At 57.0% G+C, this 22,321-nt stretch carries 21 protein-coding genes; 11 read left to right on the top strand and 10 right to left on the bottom strand.

The features are described from left to right. Nucleotides 1–27 precede the first annotated feature (27 nt). Complete coding sequence (locus ENTHG_RS05725; RefSeq protein WP_044175783.1) at nt 28–1,245, bottom strand: diguanylate phosphodiesterase; 1,218 nt, start codon at nt 1,243–1,245, stop codon at nt 28–30. A 573-nt stretch (nt 1,246–1,818) separates the two neighbouring features. Between ENTHG_RS05725 and ENTHG_RS05720 the strand changes: the two genes are divergently transcribed. The 5 genes from ENTHG_RS05720 to ENTHG_RS05705 all read left to right on the top strand — a co-directional run bounded on the left by ENTHG_RS05720 (nt 1,819) and on the right by ENTHG_RS05705 (nt 7,909). Further along, nucleotides 1,819–3,357 carry a methyl-accepting chemotaxis protein gene (locus tag ENTHG_RS05720; RefSeq protein WP_044175778.1) on the top strand — a complete coding sequence of 513 codons (1,539 nt, stop codon included), beginning with the start codon at nt 1,819–1,821 and terminating at the stop codon, nt 3,355–3,357. Nucleotides 3,358–3,519: 162 nt separating this feature from the next. After that, nucleotides 3,520–3,654: a stationary-phase-induced ribosome-associated protein gene (gene sra / locus ENTHG_RS24040; RefSeq protein ID WP_071825812.1), complete on the top strand. Its 135-nt coding sequence runs from the start codon at nt 3,520–3,522 to the stop codon at nt 3,652–3,654. 169 nt (nt 3,655–3,823) lie between these two features. After that, on the top strand, nt 3,824–5,521 hold the full coding sequence (locus ENTHG_RS05715) for an NAD-dependent malic enzyme (RefSeq protein WP_044175775.1): 1,698 nt from the start codon (nt 3,824–3,826) through the stop codon (nt 5,519–5,521). Nucleotides 5,522–5,815: 294 nt separating this feature from the next. Further along, nucleotides 5,816–7,531 (top strand): ABC-F family ATP-binding cassette domain-containing protein, encoded by a 1,716-nt coding sequence (locus ENTHG_RS05710; protein ID WP_044175771.1) that lies wholly within the window; start codon nt 5,816–5,818, stop codon nt 7,529–7,531. Between the two features lie 93 nt (nt 7,532–7,624). Further along, on the top strand, nt 7,625–7,909 hold the full coding sequence (locus ENTHG_RS05705) for a hypothetical protein (protein WP_044175767.1): 285 nt from the start codon (nt 7,625–7,627) through the stop codon (nt 7,907–7,909). Nucleotides 7,910–7,952: 43 nt separating this feature from the next. On the opposite strand, the gene araJ is transcribed toward ENTHG_RS05705, so the two are convergent. The 3 genes from araJ to ENTHG_RS05690 all read right to left on the bottom strand — a co-directional run bounded on the left by araJ (nt 7,953) and on the right by ENTHG_RS05690 (nt 11,710). Further along, complete coding sequence (gene araJ / locus ENTHG_RS05700; protein ID WP_044175761.1) at nt 7,953–9,134, bottom strand: MFS transporter AraJ; 1,182 nt, start codon at nt 9,132–9,134, stop codon at nt 7,953–7,955. 159 nt (nt 9,135–9,293) lie between these two features. After that, nucleotides 9,294–10,733: a catalase gene (locus tag ENTHG_RS05695; RefSeq protein WP_044175758.1), complete on the bottom strand. Its 1,440-nt coding sequence runs from the start codon at nt 10,731–10,733 to the stop codon at nt 9,294–9,296. 170 nt (nt 10,734–10,903) lie between these two features. Beyond that, nucleotides 10,904–11,710, bottom strand: a complete 807-nt coding sequence (locus ENTHG_RS05690; RefSeq protein WP_044175756.1) for a helix-turn-helix transcriptional regulator — start codon at nt 11,708–11,710, stop codon at nt 10,904–10,906. A gap of 100 nt (nt 11,711–11,810) precedes the next feature. Here ENTHG_RS05690 and ENTHG_RS05685 point away from each other — a divergent pair, with 100 nt between their 5' ends. From ENTHG_RS05685 to ENTHG_RS05670, 4 genes are all read left to right on the top strand, one after another. After that, on the top strand, nt 11,811–12,716 hold the full coding sequence (locus ENTHG_RS05685) for an SDR family oxidoreductase (protein WP_044175754.1): 906 nt from the start codon (nt 11,811–11,813) through the stop codon (nt 12,714–12,716). 98 nt (nt 12,717–12,814) lie between these two features. Next, nucleotides 12,815–13,696: an aromatic amino acid DMT transporter YddG gene (yddG, locus tag ENTHG_RS05680; RefSeq protein ID WP_044175752.1), complete on the top strand. Its 882-nt coding sequence runs from the start codon at nt 12,815–12,817 to the stop codon at nt 13,694–13,696. A gap of 66 nt (nt 13,697–13,762) precedes the next feature. After that, nucleotides 13,763–14,209, top strand: a complete 447-nt coding sequence (locus ENTHG_RS05675) for an Xre family toxin-antitoxin system antitoxin (RefSeq protein WP_044175750.1) — start codon at nt 13,763–13,765, stop codon at nt 14,207–14,209. After that, nucleotides 14,209–14,685, top strand: a complete 477-nt coding sequence (locus ENTHG_RS05670) for an RES family NAD+ phosphorylase (protein WP_044175749.1) — start codon at nt 14,209–14,211, stop codon at nt 14,683–14,685. The genes ENTHG_RS05675 and ENTHG_RS05670 overlap by 1 nt, the downstream gene beginning before the upstream one ends. 7 nt (nt 14,686–14,692) lie before the next feature. Here the strand turns inward: ENTHG_RS05670 and nhoA are convergent, their stop codons facing one another. From nhoA to ENTHG_RS05650, 4 genes are all read right to left on the bottom strand, one after another. Next, nucleotides 14,693–15,514, bottom strand: coding sequence for an N-hydroxyarylamine O-acetyltransferase (gene nhoA, locus ENTHG_RS05665; protein ID WP_044175745.1), 822 nt, complete (start codon nt 15,512–15,514; stop codon nt 14,693–14,695). Between the two features lie 76 nt (nt 15,515–15,590). Beyond that, the gene (locus tag ENTHG_RS05660; RefSeq protein ID WP_044175734.1) at nt 15,591–17,246 is read right to left on the bottom strand and encodes an ABC transporter permease; all 1,656 of its coding nucleotides are present in this window, start codon (nt 17,244–17,246) and stop codon (nt 15,591–15,593) included. 90 nt (nt 17,247–17,336) lie between these two features. Next, on the bottom strand, nt 17,337–18,296 hold the full coding sequence (locus tag ENTHG_RS05655) for an ABC transporter substrate-binding protein (protein WP_044175733.1): 960 nt from the start codon (nt 18,294–18,296) through the stop codon (nt 17,337–17,339). Continuing rightward, the gene (locus tag ENTHG_RS05650) at nt 18,293–18,994 is read right to left on the bottom strand and encodes an ABC transporter ATP-binding protein (protein WP_044175731.1); all 702 of its coding nucleotides are present in this window, start codon (nt 18,992–18,994) and stop codon (nt 18,293–18,295) included. Before ENTHG_RS05650 ends, ENTHG_RS05655 begins: the two co-directional genes overlap by 4 nt. A 242-nt stretch (nt 18,995–19,236) precedes the next feature. On the opposite strand from ENTHG_RS05650, the gene ENTHG_RS05645 reads away from it, so the two are divergent. Further along, on the top strand, nt 19,237–21,024 hold the full coding sequence (locus ENTHG_RS05645) for a sensor domain-containing diguanylate cyclase (RefSeq protein ID WP_044175729.1): 1,788 nt from the start codon (nt 19,237–19,239) through the stop codon (nt 21,022–21,024). 34 nt (nt 21,025–21,058) lie between these two features. Continuing rightward, on the top strand, nt 21,059–21,631 hold the full coding sequence (locus ENTHG_RS05640; RefSeq protein ID WP_044175728.1) for a flavin reductase family protein: 573 nt from the start codon (nt 21,059–21,061) through the stop codon (nt 21,629–21,631). 65 nt (nt 21,632–21,696) lie between these two features. Here the strand turns inward: ENTHG_RS05640 and pptA are convergent, their stop codons facing one another. Then, nucleotides 21,697–21,930 (bottom strand): tautomerase PptA, encoded by a 234-nt coding sequence (gene pptA / locus ENTHG_RS05635; protein ID WP_044175726.1) that lies wholly within the window; start codon nt 21,928–21,930, stop codon nt 21,697–21,699. 56 nt (nt 21,931–21,986) lie between these two features. Further along, nucleotides 21,987–22,321: hypothetical protein (locus ENTHG_RS05630; protein ID WP_044175722.1), on the bottom strand; the 335-nt coding region annotated here is incomplete at its 5' end.

Below are 22,321 nucleotides of genomic sequence, written 5' to 3'. Positions count from 1 at the left end.
TATCGCGACCAGGCCGACAGTGCTGCATCAACGTGATACGCGCAGCGGCCAGGTTACCGCCGGTACGCCATTTAACACCGGGCGGGCAAACAGGTAGCCCTGAAAACGTTCTATGCCTGCGGCGTTCAGCCAGCACCACTCTTCAATCTTCTCCACGCCTTCGGCGACCACTGTAATCTGCATTTCGGCGCAGCAGGCAACGATCGCTTTGACGATGGCCTGCTTCGGGCCGTGCATATGAATATCCGTCACAATGCTGCGATCGATTTTAAGTTTGTCAGGCTGGAATTTTGCCAGCAACGACAGCCCGGCAAACCCAGAGCCGAAATCATCAATCGCCAGCCCAATACCCGCCGCGCGCAGCTGGCGAATGGCCGAGGTGAACTCGTCATAGCTGGAGATCACTTCATCTTCGGTCACTTCCACAATGACCTGCTCCGGGTCAAGGTGATTGCGGGTGATGTGGCCGAGCAGAATATCCACGGCGCCCGGAATTTTCACCAGCGACATGGGCAGCAAATTGACCGCTACCTTATGATTGCCAATCCCCAGCTGTCGCGCCATCGCCAGCGCCCACCCTTTTGATGCCAGGTCGGCCTCATGGAGCTTCTGTTCCGGGATCGAGGCGAAATAATCCTGTGGGCTGCCACCGTCCGGGCCACGAATTAACGCCTCAAGAGACGAGATCGTGCCCCGCCCCGGATCGACAATCGGCTGGAAAGCAAACTGACAGGGCTGGTTCTCCTGCAGGGGCAGCCCGATAGCGGCAAAGGGAGAGGCTTTACTCTCCAGCCGCCACCGGGCGGCAGAAAAGGTTTCGACCCGTCTTTCCGATGCCGGGGTCGCAATAAAATCACGGATGAATTTATAGACCCGGTCATGGCGGGCCAGATGGTATTTCAGGGTGCCGAATTTGAGTATAGTGCGCAGCGCCACGCCGGGTTTATTCTGCCGCAGGTCGAAGAGAACCAGACCGCGTCCGCGGAAACGGCGTTCGGGCGCGAAGTCACGCAGGAGTTCAACGATATCACTATGGCGGCTGTCGCGGCTGATACGGTTGAATATGGCGTTCACCCCTTCCGCAGGCCCTTCCAGCACCTGTAAGAACTGGTCGCCGTTAAATAATAGAACCCCGGTAACCTGCAGTTCCGCATTGCGGATGTTCGCTTCCTTTACCAGCTCGGCCAGCAGCGAAGGATCCAACGCATGAGTGAGTCGGCTACGGTAGATCAAAGTCGCGAGCAATGGGTTATTCCCTCAAAAAGGTCCTTACATGAGCGTGCGGACAGGTGTTGTAAGATGAGTGTAGCAAGGCGACGTTTTTTTCGTTCACCGAATAAAGGCTGCAATGTGGGTGTCCTCAGCGCTTAAGATTGACCCTTTATTTACCAGGGGTATTGACCTTTCCGCGCGGACGAAGACCTTTAGCGCTGCTTTATTATTCGCGGAGTGGCTGTGAAAGCATGATGACAAAATTTTTACCGTTTTGCGAATATATCGACAGCGGTTGTTAAGCTTTTTATTTTTGATCGCCTAAGGAACGGCCTTGCCTGTACTAATCGCTTTAAATTTGCATTAAGTCTGGATGAAACGCTTACCCCGTTGCAGGCGGCTAAATTTCGTTTGCAAAACCATAACAATAATTAAATAAGGTTGCGTTAGGAAGGCTAAAAAAATATTTACCACAGCTACTTTCGAGACCCTTCTCATTTGTGGAAAATACGTCAGGAATAATAAGAAATCACTCCCGGGATAATTAAAATACGATCGCCGGCAGGTCTCCTCTTTTATTGTACGCCGTTCATTATGGGGTTATTTATGAAGCTTAACACTCCTGTTACACAGAGAGAGTATTTGCTTAACGAAGGCACAACGCTGCTTTCAACAACTGATACACACAGCCATATCACCTATGCTAATACCGCATTTATCGATGCCAGCGGGTTTAGCGAAGCGCAGTTAGTCGGCGAACCACACCACGTCATTCGTCATCCGGATATGCCCCCCGCCGCCTTCGCCGACCTGTGGTACACCATCCAGCAGGGTGAGAGCTGGACCGGAATGGTGAAAAACCGTCGCCAGAACGGCGATCATTACTGGGTACGGGCTAACGTAACGCCGGTTTATCAGCAGGGTGAGCTGACCGGTTATATTTCTGTTCGTAATATTCCCCCACGCGAAGAGATCGCTGCCGCGGAAACACTCTATCAGCAGGTTAATAAAAATAAGCTGCGCGGTTATCGTTTCTACAAAGGGCTGGTGGTCAGACGGGGGATATTTTCTTTTCTCTCGCTGTTCCAGCGTATAAGCGTAGCCGCACGGGTTAACCTGGGTATTTTTATTACCGCCCTGCTGCTTCTGTCATTACATTTCACCAGCTGGAGCGCGGTCGTTAAAAATTTCACTTTAGTGGCGTTACTGGCGGCGCTGGCTTTTTATTTACAGGCTCAGGTGTGTCGCCCGCTGAATATTATTCTCCGCCAGATGCAAAAAGTGGTCTCCGGACGACGGGCCGATTATCGTCATTTCAATCGCGTTGACGAGATAGGTTTACTGCTACGGCTGGTCAATCAGTCCGGCCTGAACCTTAACTCGCTGGTCGCTGACGTTTCGGCGCAGATCGACGGAATTGGCCATATCAGCCAGCGTATTACCCGGGAAGGCGAGTCGCTACGACAGCGCAGCGAAGAGACATCGGCGGACTTACACCAGACGGCCGCCGCCGTAGAAGAAATTGCCAGCGCCGTCAGGCAAACGGCAGAAACCGCCGCCGACGCCATGAACCGTGCCGATGAAACCAGCATCAGCGCCACCCGTAGCGGCGATATCATGAAAAAGACCATCAGCATGATGCAGTCGGTATCCCAGGATAACAGCAAGATTGTGGACATTATCGGCGTCATCGACAGCATTGCATTCCAGACCAATATCCTGGCGCTGAATGCGGCGGTGGAAGCGGCCCGCGCGGGCGAATCCGGTCGCGGCTTTGCGGTGGTGGCCGCGGAAGTGCGCAATCTGGCGCAGCACTCCGCATCGGCAGCCCGCGAAATTCAGGCGCTGATCGAACAGAACGTGGCGAACGTGAAAAGCGGCGTCGAGATGGTGGCAAACACGGAAACTCACCTCACGGCGATGATTGCCAACGTCATCAATATGTCGACGATGATAAAAGAGATCGGCACCGCCACGCATGAGCAGACGCTGGCGCTGGAGCTCATTAACGAGTCGGTATCGCGCATTGGCGTGATGACCCACAACAACACCAGCATGGTGGCTCAGGTGACAAGCGCGGCGGAAGATCTCTCCGGGCGGGCGGCGCGGCTGCACCGCGCGGTGCATGTTTTTGGCGGCAGCTAAGTGCGGACTGTTCCGAAACGGCCTGCTGGCGGTTGCGCCCGGCTTGATAATGGCAGAGTATCAGTCAGGCGGACTGTTTTTTAACCGCACCGGAAGGTTACCTTACCCCCGGTTGTTAAACCGGGCTGGTCCCTGAAACATTGACTGGATTAAGGAGTCATTATGAAATCGAACCGTCAGGCACGTCATATCCTGGGGCTGGATTACAAAGTCTCGAATATCAGGAAAGTGGTAAATAAGGACGACCAGGAGACAACCGTTACCCACCGTTCCGGCCGTCATCGTCGCGAGAAGTAAAACGCGCCCTGCTTTATGCCGCTCCGCCCGGGGCGGCATTTTCATTCCCCGCCCTGCTTTTTCACGCTTGTTGCGTGACATCTTCGCCCTTTATCAGACCAATGCTTTATACTGGCGCGCGCCGCGACGCCTTTTATCGCGCCGGGATAGTTGACTCAGGAGTTGTGAGATGAATTCGAAGTATAACAAGAACCGTTCGCTGTATATTCCTTATGCCGGGCCAGTGCTGCTGGAATTTCCGCTGCTGAATAAAGGCAGCGCGTTCAGCATGGAAGAGAGAAACCATTTTAACCTGTTAGGGTTGCTTCCCGAGGTGGTGGAAACCATTGAAGAACAGGCGGAGCGCGCCTGGCTGCAATATCAGGGGTTCAAAACCGATATTGATAAGCACATCTACCTGCGCAATATTCAGGACACCAATGAAACACTCTTCTACCGGCTGGTAGAGAACCATCTCGACGAGATGATGCCGGTTATCTACACCCCAACCGTAGGCTGGGCCTGTGAGCGATTCTCTGAGATTTATCGCCGCTCGCGCGGGGTATTTATCTCGTGGCAAAACCGCGCCAGCATGGATGATATCCTGCAAAACGTGCCTAACCACAATATCAAAATCATTGTCGTGACCGACGGTGAGCGTATTCTTGGCCTTGGCGATCAGGGCATCGGCGGTATGGGCATTCCTATCGGTAAACTCTCCCTCTATACCGCCTGCGGCGGCATCAGCCCGGCCTATACCCTGCCGGTGGTACTTGATGTCGGCACCAATAACCAGCAGTTGCTTAACGATCCGCTCTATATGGGATCGCGCCATCCGCGCATCACCGGCGACGACTACTACGCTTTTGTGGACGAATTTATCCAGGCGGTAAAACAGCGCTGGCCTAACGTGCTGCTGCAGTTTGAGGATTTCGCCCAGAAGAACGCCATGCCGCTGCTTGACCGCTATCGCAATGAGATCTGCTGCTTTAACGACGATATTCAGGGGACCGCGGCAGTGACCGTGGGGACGCTGATCGCCGCCAGCCGCGCGGCTGGCAGCCAGCTCAGCGAGCAGAAAATTGTCTTCCTTGGCGCCGGTTCCGCCGGCTGCGGCATCGCCGAGCAGATTGTCGCCCAGACCCGCCGCGAGGGCTTAAGCGAAGAGCAGGCCCGTCAGAATGTCTACATGGTCGATCGTTTTGGCCTGCTCACCGACCGGATGCCGAATCTGTTACCGTTCCAGAGTAAGCTGGTGCAGAAAGGGGAAAATCTGCAGGGATGGGACAGCGACGCCGACGCCCTCTCGCTGCTGGACGTGGTGCGCAACGTGAAGCCCGATATTCTGATTGGCGTCTCCGGGCAGCCGGGGCTGTTTACCGAAGAGATCATCCGCGAAATGCACAAGCACTGTCCGCGGCCGATCGTCATGCCGCTTTCCAATCCCACATCGCGGGTGGAAGCGACGCCCCAGGATATTATCAACTGGACGGACGGCCAGGCGCTGGTTGCCACCGGCAGCCCGTTTGCGCCGGTTATCTGGAACGATAAGACCTGGCCGATTGCCCAGTGCAACAACTCTTATATCTTCCCCGGTATCGGACTTGGGGTCATCGCCTCCGGCGCGTCACGCATTACCGAAGAGATGCTGATGGCGGCCAGCGAAACCCTGGCCGGTTATTCGCCGCTGGTACGTAACGGCGAAGGTCTGGTGCTGCCGGAGCTGAAAGATATTCATATTGTCTCCCGCGCTATCGCCTTTGCGGTGGGCAAAATAGCGCAGCAGCAGGGCGTGGCGGTGAAAACCTCCGAAGAGGCGCTGCTCCAGGCGATTAATGATAACTTCTGGCTGCCGCAGTATCGCAGCTATCGCCGTACCTCTATCTGACGGCGCATCCGGGGGCGGCAGCCCCCGATTTTTCAGCGTAGCCAAACGTCTTTTTCCTCGCTACACTGCTTTCATCCATCAATCTGATAAATAAAAGGAGGATCATTATGTCGTACTGTGAACGTTTTTTCGCTTCACATACTCTTGGTGATCGCACCTGCTCAAGCGTTATCGGTTCGTGCTGCGATAACTTCGGCTTGAGCGAAGCTAACTAACCCCTTCTCTCGGGCTTACCGGGTTATCGTCAGCGATGTTTGACGAGGCATAGTCATGCCTGTAACTCTTGAGTAAGCAATGAGCACACTACTTTCCGCACAATCATTACGTATTGAAACGGCCTACGGCCCGTTATTTTCCGATCTCACTTTTACCCTCAAACAGGGCGACCGTCTGGGGCTGACCGGCGACAATGGCTGCGGCAAAAGCACGCTACTAAAAGTGCTGGATGGCACAGTTTCCCCTGTCCAGGGCGCCGTTGCCGTGGCGAAGCACTGCCTGATGGCGCGTGTTGAACAGCATCTTCCTGAACATCTTCTGCCGTTAACGCTGCTGGAGGCGGTGATTGCGCAGCTGCCGGAAAGCGAACGCGATACCCTTAGCTGGCGGGCAGAGGCATTGCTGGCCAGTATGGGGCTGAGCGAACGGGAAATAACGCTACCGGCGGCGACGCTCAGCGGCGGGCAGCATACCCGTTTGTTGCTGGCGCGGGCGCTTATCAACCAGCCGGATCTGCTGCTGCTGGATGAGCCGGGCAACCACCTCGATCTGCCGACGCTACTGTGGCTGGAGCAGTTCCTGCAACAGTGGAGCGGCAGTTTCGTGCTGGTTTCCCACGACCGGGCGCTGCTGGATGCGGTGACTAACGGCACCTGGATCCTTCGTGATAATACGCTGCACACCTTTGCGCTGCCCTGCTCCGCCGCGCGCTGGGCGCTGGAGGAGCGCGACGCCAGCGACGCCCTGCGTCACAAAGCCGAGCAAAAGGAGATAGACCGCGTAGCCGTCAGCGCAAAACGGCTGGCTACCTGGGGCCGGGTTTATGACAACGAGGATCTGGCGCGCAAGGCCAAACAGATGGAAAAGCAGGTCGCGCGGCTTAAAGAGAGCCAGACGCAGCTTACGGCGGGCAGCCAGTGGCGGCTACAGCTTACGGGCGAACCGCTGGCAGCCGACCGCCTTCTGGAGATGGAAAATCTTGCGGTACGCGCCGCGCCAGGCCTGCCTGAGCTTTTTACCGTTGGGCTGGCGAGGGTCCGCAGTGGCGATCGGGTCGCGATTATTGGTCAGAACGGCGGCGGTAAATCTTCGCTGATGCGGCTTATCTGGCGTCTGCTGCATGAAGAAGCCCCCGGCGTTGGCATTGCGCTGCATCCGCGTTTACGGGCCGGTTATTACGATCAGTCGCTGCAACAGTTGCCCGATAACGCGACCCTGCTGGAGGCGCTGGAGCCATTCGCCCCTTCGGCTGAGCTGCGTAAAATGACGCTTATCAGCGCCGGGTTTGCCTGGCCGCGCCATGGGCAAAAGGTCGCCACTCTCAGCGGCGGCGAGCGCTCGCGGTTGCTCTTTGTCGGCCTGTCTCTGGCGCGCTACAACCTGCTGATGCTTGATGAACCCACCAACCATCTGGATATGCGCGGTAAAGAGGCGCTGGCGGATACCCTGCAACAGTTTGCGGGCGGCGCGCTGGTTATCAGCCACGACCGGGAATTTATTCGCGCAGGCTGCAACCGTTTCTGGCTGATTCACGACGGGCAGTTTAGCGAATGGCACGACGCGGACGCCGCCTGGGACAAGCTGCGCGTTAAGCAACCGGTTGATACCTCGTCGCAGGCGCAGCCGGAAATCACGTCTGCGCTACCGGATGAGACCGACGCCTTGCTGGAACGGTTGATCGCGCTGGAAACGCGTCTGGCGCAGGATCGGGCGCGCAAACCCGCCCATCAAAAACCCGCCTTGCAGGCGCAGTGGCAGGAAGAGATTGCGCGCATCACTCAATTACTGATGTAACATGTACCCCCGGATGCGCTGCGCTTATCCGGGCTACAAATTAACCGCCTCTCCCCTTGGGGAGAGGCATGCTCTTGCGTTCGGTGATTAAATATGAAAATCATTTTAAGATTCACTGTCCTTATCACCACCCTGATAGCCATGCTGTGCCTGTTTTTACTCACCGCGGATAAATACGACGTCATTTATGACTCAGACCCCTTTATTAAATCCGGCTCGTTTATCAACGATAGCGATGGAAAAACGGCAAGCGGTGTGGTTGTGTGCTTAGCGGTATTATTGCAAAGCGCCTTTTGCTTTTATGAAAAAGCCAAAATCTGGAAGTTATTTTCTTTCGTCCTGATTTTATCGACGCTTCTTTTTTACGCTGTGAGATAGCAAAAATGTAGCCCGGATAAGGCGCGCCGCATCCGGGGGCTTGCTATACGTCCACCAACACCCTGCTTTCTGCCCGCGCCCTTTTCGCTTTCACGTGGGCATAGAGCAGCAGCGAGGACATCGCCGAAAACGACAGCACTGCCGCAGGGAGCGTGACGAAACTCCAGCCCAGGCCGACGGTAATCATCATCCCGCCACACCATGCGCCGATGGCGCTGCCCAGGTTAAAGGCCACCTGGCCGCCCGCCGCGCCCAGCAGCTCCCCGCCTTTAGCATTTTCCAGCAGCAGAATTTGCAGCGGGGCCGAGAGCGCAAAAAGCCCGGCGCAGCAGATAAAGCCCATGGTCAGCGAGGCGACGCTGTGCTCACCTGCCACGAACAGCAGCACCAGCGACAGCACAATGATCAGATCGGTCGTGGCGGCAATGCGTAACGGGCTAAAACGGCCTGACAATCGTCCGCTCAGCAGATTGCCGAGCACCATCCCCAGCCCCATCAGCGCCATAATCACCGTCATAAAGCTGGCGGAAAAACCGGATACGTTGACCATAAACGGCTTCACAAAGCTGAACCATGCGAAAACACCGGCATTACCAAACATGGTGGCGGCAAAAATCAGCCACGGCTCGGGCTTGCGCAAAAAGCGAAACTGTTCGGCAAGCCTCGCCTCAGTCCTGTCGTGAATTTCAGGCACCCACAGCAGGATCGCTACCATCACCAGCAGGTCAAAAATCGCTATCAGCATAAAGGTGTAACGCCAGCTAAAGGCGTGCCCTATCCAGGTGCCCAGCGGCACCCCCGCCAGGTTGGCAACGGTCATGCCTGCAATCATTCCGGCTACCGCGAGGGTGACTTTTCCCGGCGGCACGATCTTTGACAGGATAATCGCCCCCACGCCAAAAAACGCGCCGTGGGGGAAGCCGGCGATCAGCCTGCCCAGCGCCAGCATGGCGTATGAGGTCGAAAAGGTGAAAATGGCGTTGCCCGCCACGCACAGCGCGACCAGAAACAGCAGAATATGTTTCAGGGAAAATTTGCCGGAAATCAGGGCGATAACCGGTGCGCCGATGACTACGCCGAAGGCGTAAAAAGAGATCATATTGCCCGCGGCGGGAATCGTTATCCCGACGTTCTGCGCCAGTTCAGTCAGCACACCCATAACGCCAAACTCGGCCATCCCCAGCCCAAACGTACCCAGCGCCAACGCAAAAATGGTTTTTTTCATACCACGACCACATGTTAAAAATTTGCTACAGCTATTATCAACCAATGTGGAAATGTGAACCAGATCAAATCCAGAACTGTGGCCTGTTAATCCATACAATGGGAGAGGATGTGCATATCCGGCGGGAACAGCCCCGCCGCAAGACGGGGCGGAGGGAGTTTACATCAGCGCGTTGACGGCCCGCGCAATACCGTTGCCATAATCAGGGTGAACCTGAGTAAAGAGGTCAATCTGCCGCTGGCGAATATGTTCAGGTACCTGAACAAGCTCACCGGCAATACGAGCGAACATGCGCTCATGTTCTTCCGGGCTTAGCAGGTTAAACAGCGCTCGCGGCTGGCTGAAATAGTCGGCGTCTTCCCGATGGTTCCAGTGGTCTGCCGCGCCGTCCAGCGTCAGCGGCGGCTCGCTGAAATCCCGCTGCTCCTGAAAAACGCCGAAGCTGTTCGGCTCATAGGTCGCGCCATTGCCGCTGTTGCCGTCCACGCGCATCGCGCCGTCACGGTGGTAGTTGTGAAACGGGCAGCGCGGGGCGTTGACCGGGATTTGATGATGGTTGATACCCAGCCGGTAACGCTGCGTGTCGCCATAAGAGAACAGACGGCCCTGTAACATTTTATCCGGCGAGAAGCTGATGCCCGGCACGACGTTTGCCGGATTCATGGCAACCTGCTCCACATCGGCAAAATAGTTGTCCGGGTTGCGGTTAAGTTCCAGCACGCCGACTTCCATCAGCGGCGCGTCTTTATGCAGCCAGACTTTGGTCAGGTCAAACGGGTTATACGGCAGCTTACTGGCCGCGTCTTCATCGAGGATCTGGACAAACAGCGTCCAGCGGGGAAATTCGCCTTGTTCGATAGCGTTAAACAGATCCCGCTGGGCGCTCTCACGATCCTGCCCTATCAACGCCTGCGCTTCGTCATCCATCAGGTTTTGAATGCCCTGCTGGGTGCGTAAATGGAACTTCACCCAGTAGCGCTTATTGTCGGCGCTGATAAAACTAAAGGTGTGGCTGCCGAAACCGTGCATATGGCGGTAAGAGCGAGGAATACCGCGGTCGCTGTAGTCGATAGTCAGCTGATGCAACGTTTCAGGAAGCAGCGAGAAAAAATCCCATTTGTAGGTGGGGTTACGCAGGTTGGTGCGGGGATCGCGTTTTACGACGTGGTTGAGGTCGGGGAATTTCAGCGGGTCGCGCAGATAGAAAATGGGCGTATCGTTGCCCACCAGATCCCAGTTGCCCTCTTCGGTATAGAACTTAATAGAAAAGCCGCGAATATCGCGCTCTGCGTCGGCCGCGCCGCGCTCGCCAGCAACGGTTGAAAAGCGGACAAAGAGATTCGTTTGCTTACCAATTTCAGAAAACAGCTTTGCGCGTGTGTAGCGGGTAATATCGTGGGTGACGGTAAAAGTACCAAAAGCGCCGGAACCTTTGGCGTGCATACGCCGCTCTGGTATCACTTCCCGGTCAAAGTGGGCAAGTTTTTCAAGAAACCAGACATCCTGTAATAGCATCGGGCCTCTGGCGCCAGCGGTCATGACGTTATTATTATCAACAACCGGCGCGCCGGAGCCGGTCGTCAGTTTTTTATCGCTCATATTTTCTCCTTAATCATTGACAATCCTGTATACGCCCGCGTGCTGCGTATCCGGTTATTGTTTTCCTTTTGCGCACTGATATCCAATTGCTACTTTCTATCGCCCCGATTGCATAAACCGATATATCCCTTTTATGTCAATGGGTAATGGATGCCGAATGAGCGAGCGACTTAATCAGCGGCGACTTTACGCCTGCTCTCTTCGTTGGCGGGATTAAAGATCATCATATTCAGGTCGGGACGCCCTTCTACCGCGAAAGAGGAAAATTCAAGGTCAATAGCGCCTAACCGGGCATGTCGGATCCGCTTCACCCCTTCGGTGTGGGTGGCGACATCGTTGTTGCGCCACCAGGCATCAAATTCCGGGCTTTGCCGGGAGAGTTCTGCGATCAGATTCGCTATCTCAGCGGAGTTACCCGCCCGCGCCACATCCGCGCGAAAAGCGTTCACCACCAGCCGCGCGACCGCTTCCCAGTCGCCCTGAGCGCCGCGCACCTGCGGGTCGGTAAATAGCCTGCGCAGTACGTTACGTTCTGCTAACGGTAGCTGTGCGTAGTCCGTCAGGATCCGCGCGGCGCTGCGGTTCCACGCGATAACGTCCCAGGTAATGGTTTTTATCAGCGCGGGCATGGGCAGGGCATCAAGCAGCCGCTGCAGGCGCGGGGTAATGTCTGCGGAGATCGACAGCGGCGTGTCAGGCAGATGACCAAACGCCAGGATAAACAGATGTTCGCGTTCGGGCGTCGTTAAACGTAGCCCGTTGGCGATGCGGTTCAGCACTTCCCGCGAGGGCGCTCCGCCCCGCCCTTGCTCCAGCCAGGTGTACCAGGTGGGGCTGATATTGGCAAGCTGGGCCACTTCTTCGCGGCGTAATCCCGGCGTACGGCGTCTGCCCGTCTGAAAGCCAAATGTGGCAGGATCGAGGCGTAAACGCCGCGCCCGCAAGAATTCGCCTAAAGGCTGCGTTGCTGCTGGCATAGTGGTTATCCTGTTAAGATTTATACCCTGATAATGTCACTACTTTTACAGTATGACCAGAGCGGTACTCTACACCGGGAACATTATCCGGAGGTGAGTTATGCACGTTTTTCTTACTGGCGCCAGCGGCTTTATCGGCTCGCGCATCTTAACCGAACTGCTTAATGCCGGGCATCAGGTTACCGGGCTTGCCCGCTCTGATAGCAGCGCCGGGGCTATACGTCTTGCAGGCGCGGAAGTCTGGCGCGGCACCCTCGAAGAACCCGCTTCATTTACCGGCGCGGTTGAGCGCGCTGATGCGGTGATCCATACCGCCTTCGACCATGACTTCCACCATTTTGTGGAAAGCTGTGAAAAGGATCGGCGGGTGATTCAGGCCATGGGCGAGGTGCTGAAAGGCAGCGCACGCCCCCTGCTTATTACGTCCGGAACCGGGATGGGCAATGATGGCCCGATGCATCCTGCTGAGACAGAGCAGCGCCTCCATGACCATGCTAATCCGCGCATTGCGACGGAGAGAGAGGCTAACGCCCTGCTCGCCGCGGACGTTAACGTGCGGTTGGTATGCCTGCCGCAGGTACACGACACGACTCGCCAGGGATTGATTACCTGGTATATTCAGCACGCGCTGGAAAAAGGCGCCGTGGCCTGCATCGGCGACGGTGATAACCGCTGGTCGGCGGCGCATGTTAGCGATGTCGCCAGGCTCTACCGGCTGGTGCTGGAGCAAGGGGCAGGCGGCCACCGTTACCACGCGGTCGCTGAGGAAGAGGTGCTGATGCGCGAGATTGCGCTGACGGTTGCCGACAAGCTCAACCTGCCGCAGCTTTCGCTTTCCGCCGGGGAAGCACAGGCGCATTTTGGCTGGTTTGCGATATTCGCCGGCATGTCGTTGCGTTCATCATCCGTCTGGACGCGCCGGAAGTTGAACTGGCAGCCAGTCGGCCCAGGCTTGCTTGAAGATCTGCGCGCGATGGATTACCAAAACGTCTTTGCGCGGCCATAGGCCAGACGCTTCTGCTTCGCCGCGGCGGAGCAGAATTGCTTTCCTCATGATGAATGGGATACATTCCCCCTTTCGCCTTTTCAATGGGTTAGGGTGTAATGAGTAAGCAAAAAGCCACGCTGATCGGTCTTGTCGCCATATTATTGTGGAGCACGATGGTCGGACTGATACGGGCCGTGAGTGAAGGACTGGGGCCGGTAGGCGGCGCGGCGATGATTTATACGCTAAGCGGCCTGCTGCTGGTATTTACCGTAGGCTTCCCGGATATTCGCCGTTTTCCGCGCGGCTATTTGATTGGCGGCAGCGTGTTATTTGTCTGCTATGAACTTTGTCTTGCGCTATCGCTCGGTTATGCGGCTACGCGTCAACAGGCCATTGAGGTGGGGATGGTCAATTATCTCTGGCCCAGCCTGACCATTTTATTCGCCATTTTGTTTAACGGCCAGAAAACCACTCTGTGGGTGATCCCGGGGCTGGTGCTGGCGGTGGCGGGCGTGAGCTGGGTGCTGGGTGGCGACCAGGGGATTAATCTGGCCGATATCAGCCGCAATGTTCTTTCCAGCCCGCTTAGCTATCTTCTGGCTTTTTCAGGGGCATTTATCTGGGCGGCTTACTGTACCGTGACCAGTAAATATGCCCGTGGGGCGAACGGCATCACCCTGTTTATTTTGCTAACGGCGGCCACGCTGTGGGTTAAATTTGCCCTTAGCGAACAGCCGCCGATGCAGTTCAGCCTGCCGGTTATTATTAAGCTTGCTTTAACCGCCGTGGCGCTGGGCTTTGGCTATGCCGCGTGGAATACCGGCATTCTGCATGGCCACGTCGCGGTGCTGGCCGCCGCCTCCTATTTCACGCCGGTTCTCTCCTCCGCGCTGGCGGCAGCGGTACTGAGCGCCCCGCTCTCTTTTTCGTTCTGGCAGGGGGCATTTATGGTCTGCGCGGGTTCATTGCTGTGCTGGTGGGCGACGCGCCGCCAGTGATTGTCGATTGCTCAAATTGTTCATTTGAACTAAAATTTTAATCAAATGAACATGAGGAGGGAAGTGATGCAACTGTTCACCCCTGGCGCACGCGCTGTGCCGCACGATCTGCTGACTATGCTGGGTTTACCTGCTACCGCGATTGCAGCTCACGATACTATTAGCGCAGGTTTAAGCGCGAGTGTGTTACGTGAAATAGCGGACGCAGTCGAACTCGACGAAGCCGCGCTTTGCCGAATGGCAGGCATTGACCGTAATACTTACAGCCGCCGCATCAATAGTCACGAAAAACGGTTTTCGCCGGAACAGAGCGCACGGGTCTATACCCTTGCTCGGGTAATCAGCGCCGCGCGCCAACTTTTTGATAACGATAGCGTCCGTATGGCCCGTTGGATCAACAAGCCTGCCAAAGGACTCGGAGGCAAAAAACCTGCAGAGTTACTTTCTACCCCTGCGGGTGCGGAGGCAGTATTAATGTTGATTGGGCGTCTGGAGCACGGAGTAATTAGCTAATGGAGCGCGTCACTTTCTGGCGGCTGGTCAAAGATCGTTATGCTGCGACAGCATTTGATGGATATGGCGCAAGGACGTTTGGCGGCCGCTGGAACTCTCCGGGCCATGAGTGTGTGTACCTTGGTTCCTCGAAAGCGCTTTGTGTTCTGGAAACTCTCGTCCATCTGGAGATAGAGGACATTTCTCAGGGATACTGCTTTTTAACAGTGCAGGTGCCGCCGAATCTTATCGCAACGCTTGATTTGACCGCTCTGCCTGCGGACTGGCAGGCCGATCCTCCCTCTTTTTCTACGCAGCAAATTGGTGATGACTGGCTTGCTTCCAGGGAAAACGGGTTGATCTTACGTGTCCCAAGCACCCTGACGGGTGAGTGGAACGCCTTGTTTAACCCGCAGCACCCCCTTGCAAAAAGCGTACTTAAGAGCGTTAAAACGGAACCCTTTACCCTCGATCCCCGATTTAGTCGACTCTGCTAGCCGCGCTTTAAAACCCGGCCATCACCCTCTCCAGTTGCTGCACGCTAAACCCGTACTGCGGATCGTCCACCCCAAGCCCGAAGCGCTGCTGCATAGCGTCATAGAGCGCGCGGGCATCCGGCAGTATCTCCTCCTGAACCACATGGCCATCGCGCCAGTGGGTGAAGTGATAATTGGTCAGCGTCAGCTTGCCGCCGTCGGACAGATGGCGACACATCAGCAGATGGTGGCGAAAATGCGACTGCGGCCAGTGGGCGGAGTGGAAATTACCCATCACAAAATCGGCCTGATACTGGGCGCCCATCTCAAACTGGTACATCGACTGCCAGCGGTCATGGTGGCGAAACTGTAACACCCAGTCAGGCCCGGCCTGCTCCAGCCGGTAGAGTCCGTGCGGGGTGGACTGTTCAATGTGCGGCTGTAAGCGAACGGGCGCGGTCAGTGTCTGGCCGCCAAAACCGACATCGGCAATCCACTGTTCGCCCTGTAGCTCGACTAACAGCAGGCGATGCGTGCGCGGCGGCATCTGCGGCGGGTTAGCAAGCACCACGCGGCCCAGCAGGCTACGCACCTTAAACCCTGTCTCGCGCAGCGCCCGTTCGAACAGACCATTTTGCTCAAAACAGTAGCCGCCGCGCCGGGCAAGCACCAGCTTGTTGAAAATAGCCTCATCGCTGAGTTCAATTTCACGCGGGAGCACAACATCGATATTTTCAAACGGAATGGCGCTGTTATGCAGCAAATGCAGCTGGCGCAGCGTCTCCAGATTGACGGCGGGGGTTGAGGTGTAGTGAATACGGGCGAAATACGCGTCCAGAAAAGGGGACATAACCAGCTCCTGCGATTGATGTCCCTCAGTTATAACGTATTTTTTTACGGGCACAGGCGATTTTGTGCCCTTTCATTTAACGTCGCGCGCTACGCTGCATTATCGCCAGCGCGGTAAGCATCAGGGCCAGCCCCGTCACCAGCGTGAGCGTCGCCATCGCCATACCCTGCCCCACCGATCCCTGTTCAAACTGTCGCCAGATAAAGACCGCGACGGTTTGCGTTCCCGCCGGCGCAAGCAGCAGCGAGGTCACCAGCTCCCTTGATGCAATGGCGAACACCATCAGCATGGCGGCGAGTAGCGCCGGAAAAACCAGCGGCAGCACGATAAAACGTAAAGCCTGCATCGCGCTTGCGCCATGCACCCGCGCGGCAGGTTCAAGGTTGCCGCCAAGCTGACGCAGCGCGCTGCCAACGTAGCGCACCGGCCAGGGCAGAAGCAGGCAGCAGTAGGAGAGCAGCAAAATAGCCCAGCTGTTATAAGGCGTTACGGGCCAGAAACTCCGGTTCCACAGCAAAATCAGCCCCACCCCCACCACAATACCGGGCAGCGCGGCGGGCATCAGCGAGAGGGCGTCTATCACGCCGCGTCCCCGAATACGTTGCACCACCACCAGCCAGGCGGCGAGCAGGCCTACCGTGCCGGTAATCAGCGCGGACGCCAGCGCCAGCGACAGGCTGGTTCCCAGCGCCGACAGGGCATCTCCCTGCTGCGCAAAGAGCGCCGCATAGTGTGCAATCGTTGCATTATTCAGCGACAGGCCGCCGGAGAGCGTTGACATCACGCCCGTCACCGCCATTGATAACCCCGGTACGCCGACCGCCACAAACCCCACCGTCGCCATCACCGCCACCACAGGGAGAGTCATAGCGCCCAGCGTCGCCCCGCTGTTTTCAGCGGGCTTGCCCGTCACGCTGGTGACATCGCGCCCCCCCGTCAGCCTGCCCTGCAACCACCATGCGCTCAGCGCAATAGCGATCAGAATCAGCGACAGCATCGACGCGCCAGGCAGATCGATGGGCCAGTCGGCAAGTTTCTTTTCAATGCCGACCGTCAGCATCACCACCCCGGAACGGCTTCCCAGCGCGGCGGGCACGCCGTACTCCTCTATTGCCAGGGTGAAGGCCAGCAGCATGCCGGCCGCCAGCGACGGCGAGAGCATGGGCAGCGTCACGTGGAAAAAAGCCCGCCACGGACTCGCGCCATGCACCCTGGCGACCAGCGCCAGCCGCTGCCCGCTGGCAAGCAGGCTGCGCGATACCGCAAAGTAAACCACCGGGAAAATGTTGAGCGTCATCACCAGCACGATGCCGCTTTTGCTGAACAGCAGCGTATTAAGATCAAAACCCACAAGCTGCGCCAGATAGCCGTTGGTTTGTAGTACCAGCATCCAGGAAAGCGCCGCAATGTAGGGCGGCGTCAGAAAGGGAACCAGAAACAGCAGATCCCACAGGCGCGCCAGCGGCAGGTTAAACAGCCCGCGGGCCACGCCAAGCGGCAGGCCGATGCAGGCGCTCAGTAACGCTACGCCCGCGGCGATTTGCAGCGTGCCGCCAAACATCGCCAGCAGCTGCGGGTCGGCAAAAAGCATCGGCACGGATGTGAACGCCCCCGCCAGCGAACCCGCGCTGAACTGGGGAAAGACGGCCTGCAGTACGATAAACAGCAGCGGCAGCGCCACCAGAACGGTCAGCGCCAGCATAGTCGAAAACGAAATCAGTCTTTGATTCACAGCGAATGTCCACAAGACGGGGGCTTCCCCGATGGTCGGGGAAGCCCCGGACGCAGCTCACGCCTTGTCCGGGTTAAAAAGCCAGCGCGTTTATTGCGTAAAGAGCGTATTGAAGCGCTTGAGCACATCGGCGCGTTCGCTGGTGCCGTCATTTTTAGTGGGGAGAATTTTCAGCTCGGTAAACAGCGGACGTTTGGCCTCAACGTCACCGCGGGCGGGCATCAGCCAGGCGTCAGCGACCAGCTTCTGTCCTTCCGGCGACAGCACATAATCAATGAACGCTTTGGCATCCGCTGCATGCTGTGTGGTTTTGAGGATCATCATCGGGCGCGGCGCAATCACCGTACCGCTGGCCGGGAAGATCACTTTAAGCGATTCCCCCTGCTCAATATTGCCGTATGTGACATAGTCAACGGCACCGAATACCGCCGCTTTCGCTCCCTGCATAACGGGCGTAACGGCCTGCGCATTCGGGCCGCTCACGACCATACCGTTTTTCTTGAGTTCATCGAACAGCGCCCAGGCGTTATCACCCATTCCATTTTGCAGACCGATCAGCAGATCCAGCGATGCGCCGGAGAGCGCCGGGTCCGGGGTGGTAACTTTATCTTTAAAGGCTGGCGCGGTTAAATCCTGCCACTCTTTGGGTTCCGGGGTACCGCTTTTGGTATTCCAGACGATCCCCAGCGCAGAGATGCCCTGCGCCACATAATCCGCGCTTTTCAGCGATGAGGGCACCTGGGCGGCGTTAGCGCTCTGGTACGGCAGCAGCCAGCCGCGGTTATGCAGATCTTCGGCGGTATCCCAGGAGGCGGAGATCAGAATATCCGCCTGCGGATTGGCCTGTTCTGCCTCCAGGCGGGCCATCACTTTTCCGGTAGTCGCCTGAAAGATATTCACCTTCACGCCGGTCTGTTTCTCAAAGCCGCTGGCAAGCCCTTTAGCGAGCGAGCCCGGCCCGGCGGTATAGACGGTGAGCGCATGGGCGCTGGAGAGAGAGGCAAACGATAACGCCATGGCTAACGCAACTCCTTTTTTCGACAATGTCATGCAATTTCCCCTGAGGATGGTGTAACGGAACGAATAGCGTCTACCCGTCCGGCAGACAGATGAACAATGTGGTCGGCGAGAATTTCCGCTTCACGGCGGTCATGGGTGACATAGACGGCGGTAATCGCCAGCTGACGCAGCAGCAGCGCCATATCGCGGCAGAGGGTTTCCCGCAGCTCGCTGTCCAGATTAGAGAGCGGTTCGTCGAACAGCAGCACGCGAGGCTCAGCGACAATTGCCCGCGCCAGCGCCACGCGCTGCTGCTGGCCGCCGGAAAGCCCGGCCGGTTTCCGTTTGCTGAATTCACCCAGCCCGACGCGTTCGAGGGCGCGCCTGACGCGGCTTTCCCGTTCATCATGCGCGACCCGGCGCATCTTTAAAGGAAAAGCGACATTCTCTTCTACCGTCATATGCGGCCACAGGGCGTAATCCTGAAAGACCATTCCGATGTCCCGCGATTCCGGGGCCATCGCCCATCCGGCTTTCGCCACCAGACGCGAACCGAAGGAGATAGTGCCGTCGGCAGGCTGGGTGAGCCCGGCAAGCAGCCTGAGTAATGTACTTTTGCCGCAGCCGGAGGGGCCGAGCAGCGCCACAATAGCGCCTGCGGGAATATGGAGATCGAGCTGGTTAAGCACGCGGTGATCGCCGAAGGCGTAAGAGACGCCAGCAAGGCGGATTTCAGTAGACGCGTCCATGTACGCCCCCTTTTAGCAAGGCGTCATCATGGCCCGTGGTCTGCATCCAACGGGGCGCGTCCACCTGCACGAAAGTCAGGGGAGCAAACATATTGTTATCCTCTTTGGGATTTGATGGCGCTGACTATAGGCAGTGAATGTGACGAAACAATTACGGAAATGTTGCGGCTTGATTTATAAAGAAGATGGTTAACGCTTAGAGAAGGTCTTTCATGTTTTCCTTAATAAAAAAAGGTGATTAAGTGCGCATTGCGACGATCACAAATTTTGCCTATATCGCCACGGTAGTTTTAACGCTCTCCTCCGGCATCGCGCTGTTTATGGCCTCCAACGCGGAGCGTGCCGAGCGGGAAGCTATTGCCCACAGCCGCGTTTTCGATGCGCTAAGTGATGAACTGGAAAAAGAAGCTTTTGCGCTGACCGATCTGGTGCGCGAGGCGGTTATCAAGCAGCGCCCGGAAGATATCCAGGCCTGGCGGCAGAAGCTGCAGCAGGATATCAAACTGGAAGACCAGCTCATCCGGCTGCGGGATCGGAAAGCCACGACCGAAGAAGTGCTTATCCTGCGTGACGGCATAAAGATGCTGGATACCTTAGAAGATGAACAGCAGGCGGCGATTGCTGCGGTTGAGGCTGGCAACGCCCGCGAAGCGGTAGAGCTTGTTTTTGGCCAGCAGTACGAAGAACAGCTCGATCAGGCGGAATATCGCTTCAACCATTTCCGTAGCCTCACGGATCAGCGCACCGACAAAGCCGTTGCCGAAGCAACCGCGCTATCGCAAAAGCTGCGTACCCTTTCAGAAATTATGGTCGGCCTGACCGCCCTGCTCTTCTTATTCGTGCTGGGGTTTATTATCAAACACCGCATTCTGCGCCCGGTGGTGACCTTAAGCGATGTGGTTAACCGCCTGGCCAGTCAGGATTACGCCGTGGAAACACCGGTGCTGGCGCAGGTGGATGAAATTGGCGATATGGCACAGGCCATCCATATCTTTCGTGAAAATGGTCTCGCCCGCCAGCGCCTCGAACAGGAGCGCGACGCAGAGTGGGCCTGCCGCACCCTGCTGGCAAGAATGAGCCAGCGCCTGCAAGGCTGCGATTCGCACAGCGCCATTATTCGAGTGGTGAGCCGCTTTGCGCCGCAGATAATCCCCGAGATGGGCGGGCGGCTCTATATCCTCGATACCCAGAAAAACCGGATGAAGTGTAGCGCCCGCTGGCTACTGCCTCCCGGCGATGAAACCACCTTTCCCCCGGAGAGCTGCTGGGCGTTAAAACGCGGCCAGCTGCACTGCCCCTCACGGGATACGGTAGATATGCCCTGCGAACACCTGCCGCCGGAGATTGCTATCAGGGCAATTTGCGTGCCGCTGATTGCGCAAAATAAGACCATCGGCCTGCTGACCTTTGATAACGCGGCGGAAAAAGAGCCGCCGTACGCCTACCTGGAGCTGATGGCGGAAACCATCGCTCTGGCGCTGGCTAACCAGATGCTGCGCGATACCCTGACGGAGAAAGCCACCCACGATCCGCTTACCGGGCTGCGTAACCGCCATAACCTGGATGAGACGCTACGCGCGCTGGTTGAGCAGGCGATGGCGAACAACAGTTGCCTGAGCTGCCTGATGCTGGACATCGACTACTTCAAAAAACTCAATGATAACTATGGTCATGAGGCGGGTGATAAAGTCCTGCGCGAGGTTGCGCGCATTTTGCAGGAGACCGCTGGCGAGAACGGCATCGCGTTTCGCTACGGGGGTGAAGAGTTTTTGATAATTTTGCCCGATACCACGGAAGCCGCGGCCAGAACCCTTGCCGAACAGCTGCTGCGCAATGTGCTGGCGCACCGGATCTTCTATGAATCGCAGGACTTAGGCCAGGTGTCCGTCTCTATCGGCCTGGCGACCTGGCCGCAGCACGCCAGGGCGACTAATCTGATCAGAGCGGCAGACCTGGCGCTCTATATGGCGAAAGAACAGGGTCGCGGGCAGATTGTTATCGCCCGCAACGTCGGTACCCCGTCCCTTTAGCCTGCGGATTTTGCGAACTGTTTGAGGAAGCGTTATGAACTTTTTTCGTCCCGTTGCGCTGGAGCACGCCAGCCGCCTGTTAAATCACGGCCCGACAGTGCTCATCACCAGCCGTGACGAAAGCGTTGACCGCCGCAATGTGATGGCTGCGGCGTGGTCGATGCCCGTCGAATTTTCGCCGCCCCGGATTGCGATAGTGGTGGATAAAAGCGCCTGGTCGCGGGAGTTAATTGAGCGCAGCGGCATATTTGGTATTGTCGTGCCGGGCGTGGCGGCCGCCAACTGGACATATGCCGTCGGCAGCGTGACCGGCCGCGATGAAGATAAATTCAACTGCTACGGTATCCCGGCATTTGCCGGCCCGGTGCTGGGCCTGCCGGTTATTGAAGAGAAGTGCCTGGCGTGGATGGAGTGTCGCCTGCTTCCCCCTACCGCCGCCCAGGAGAAATATGACACCCTGTTTGGCGAAGTGCTCAGCGCCGCCGCCGATGAGCGGGCTTTCAGCAACGGGCGCTGGCATTTCGACGATACCGAACTGCGAACGTTACATCATCTGGGCGGCGGGAATTTTGTCGCCAGCGGAAGCGAAATTAAAGCCCCCTCCTGACGGCATCCCGGATACGGCTCTTTGTGGTAACCCGGATAAGCGAAGCGCATCCGGGCTAACACGGCTTATTCGCTATAGCCCGGCTTTTTAATCAGCGAATCCAGCTGGGGCGCGATCTCTTTATCCCATACCTGGTTCTTCCACTCTTCGGGCTGCACCATATTGAGCGCAACGCTGATGGTACGTTCTGTGCTTCCCGGCAAATGGCGCATAAGCGTCTGCGCAATATCGTCAGCCAGGGCCTGTTTCTGCGCTTCACTGAGTTCCCGGGGGTAACATTTAATATCAACGTGCGGCATGGTGTGCTCCTTTATGATTGGGCTTTTACCCTATCACAACCCAAACGCGCTGATGATTAAATAATATCGTTGCTGCGCAGCACGTTACGCAGGGAGGGTAGCCCACAAACCGCATCCGCAATGGCCGACATCTTCGGCGCGTTTTGCGCAAACCATCCCTGTCGTGGCCCCCAGGTGCGCATAACGCAAATATAGATATCCAGCAGGGTTAACTGCTCACCAAAAGCCCAGGGCGCGGCCTGCAACTGCTTATCGAGCCACAGATAAAGTGTTTTACGGTATGCCACGCAGCGCTCGCGCAGCTGCTCTGGCGCATCGGGAGCAAAGCGCTCAGGATAATCGGCATAGGTAAAGGTGGGATACACATTGGCGACCAGCCAGACCAGCAAGC

It is taken from the genome of Phytobacter massiliensis JC163, assembly GCF_000321045.1.
Taxonomy (GTDB): Bacteria; Pseudomonadota; Gammaproteobacteria; order Enterobacterales; family Enterobacteriaceae; genus Phytobacter_A; species Phytobacter_A massiliensis.
This window is presented reverse-complemented; position numbering and strand designations above follow the sequence as displayed.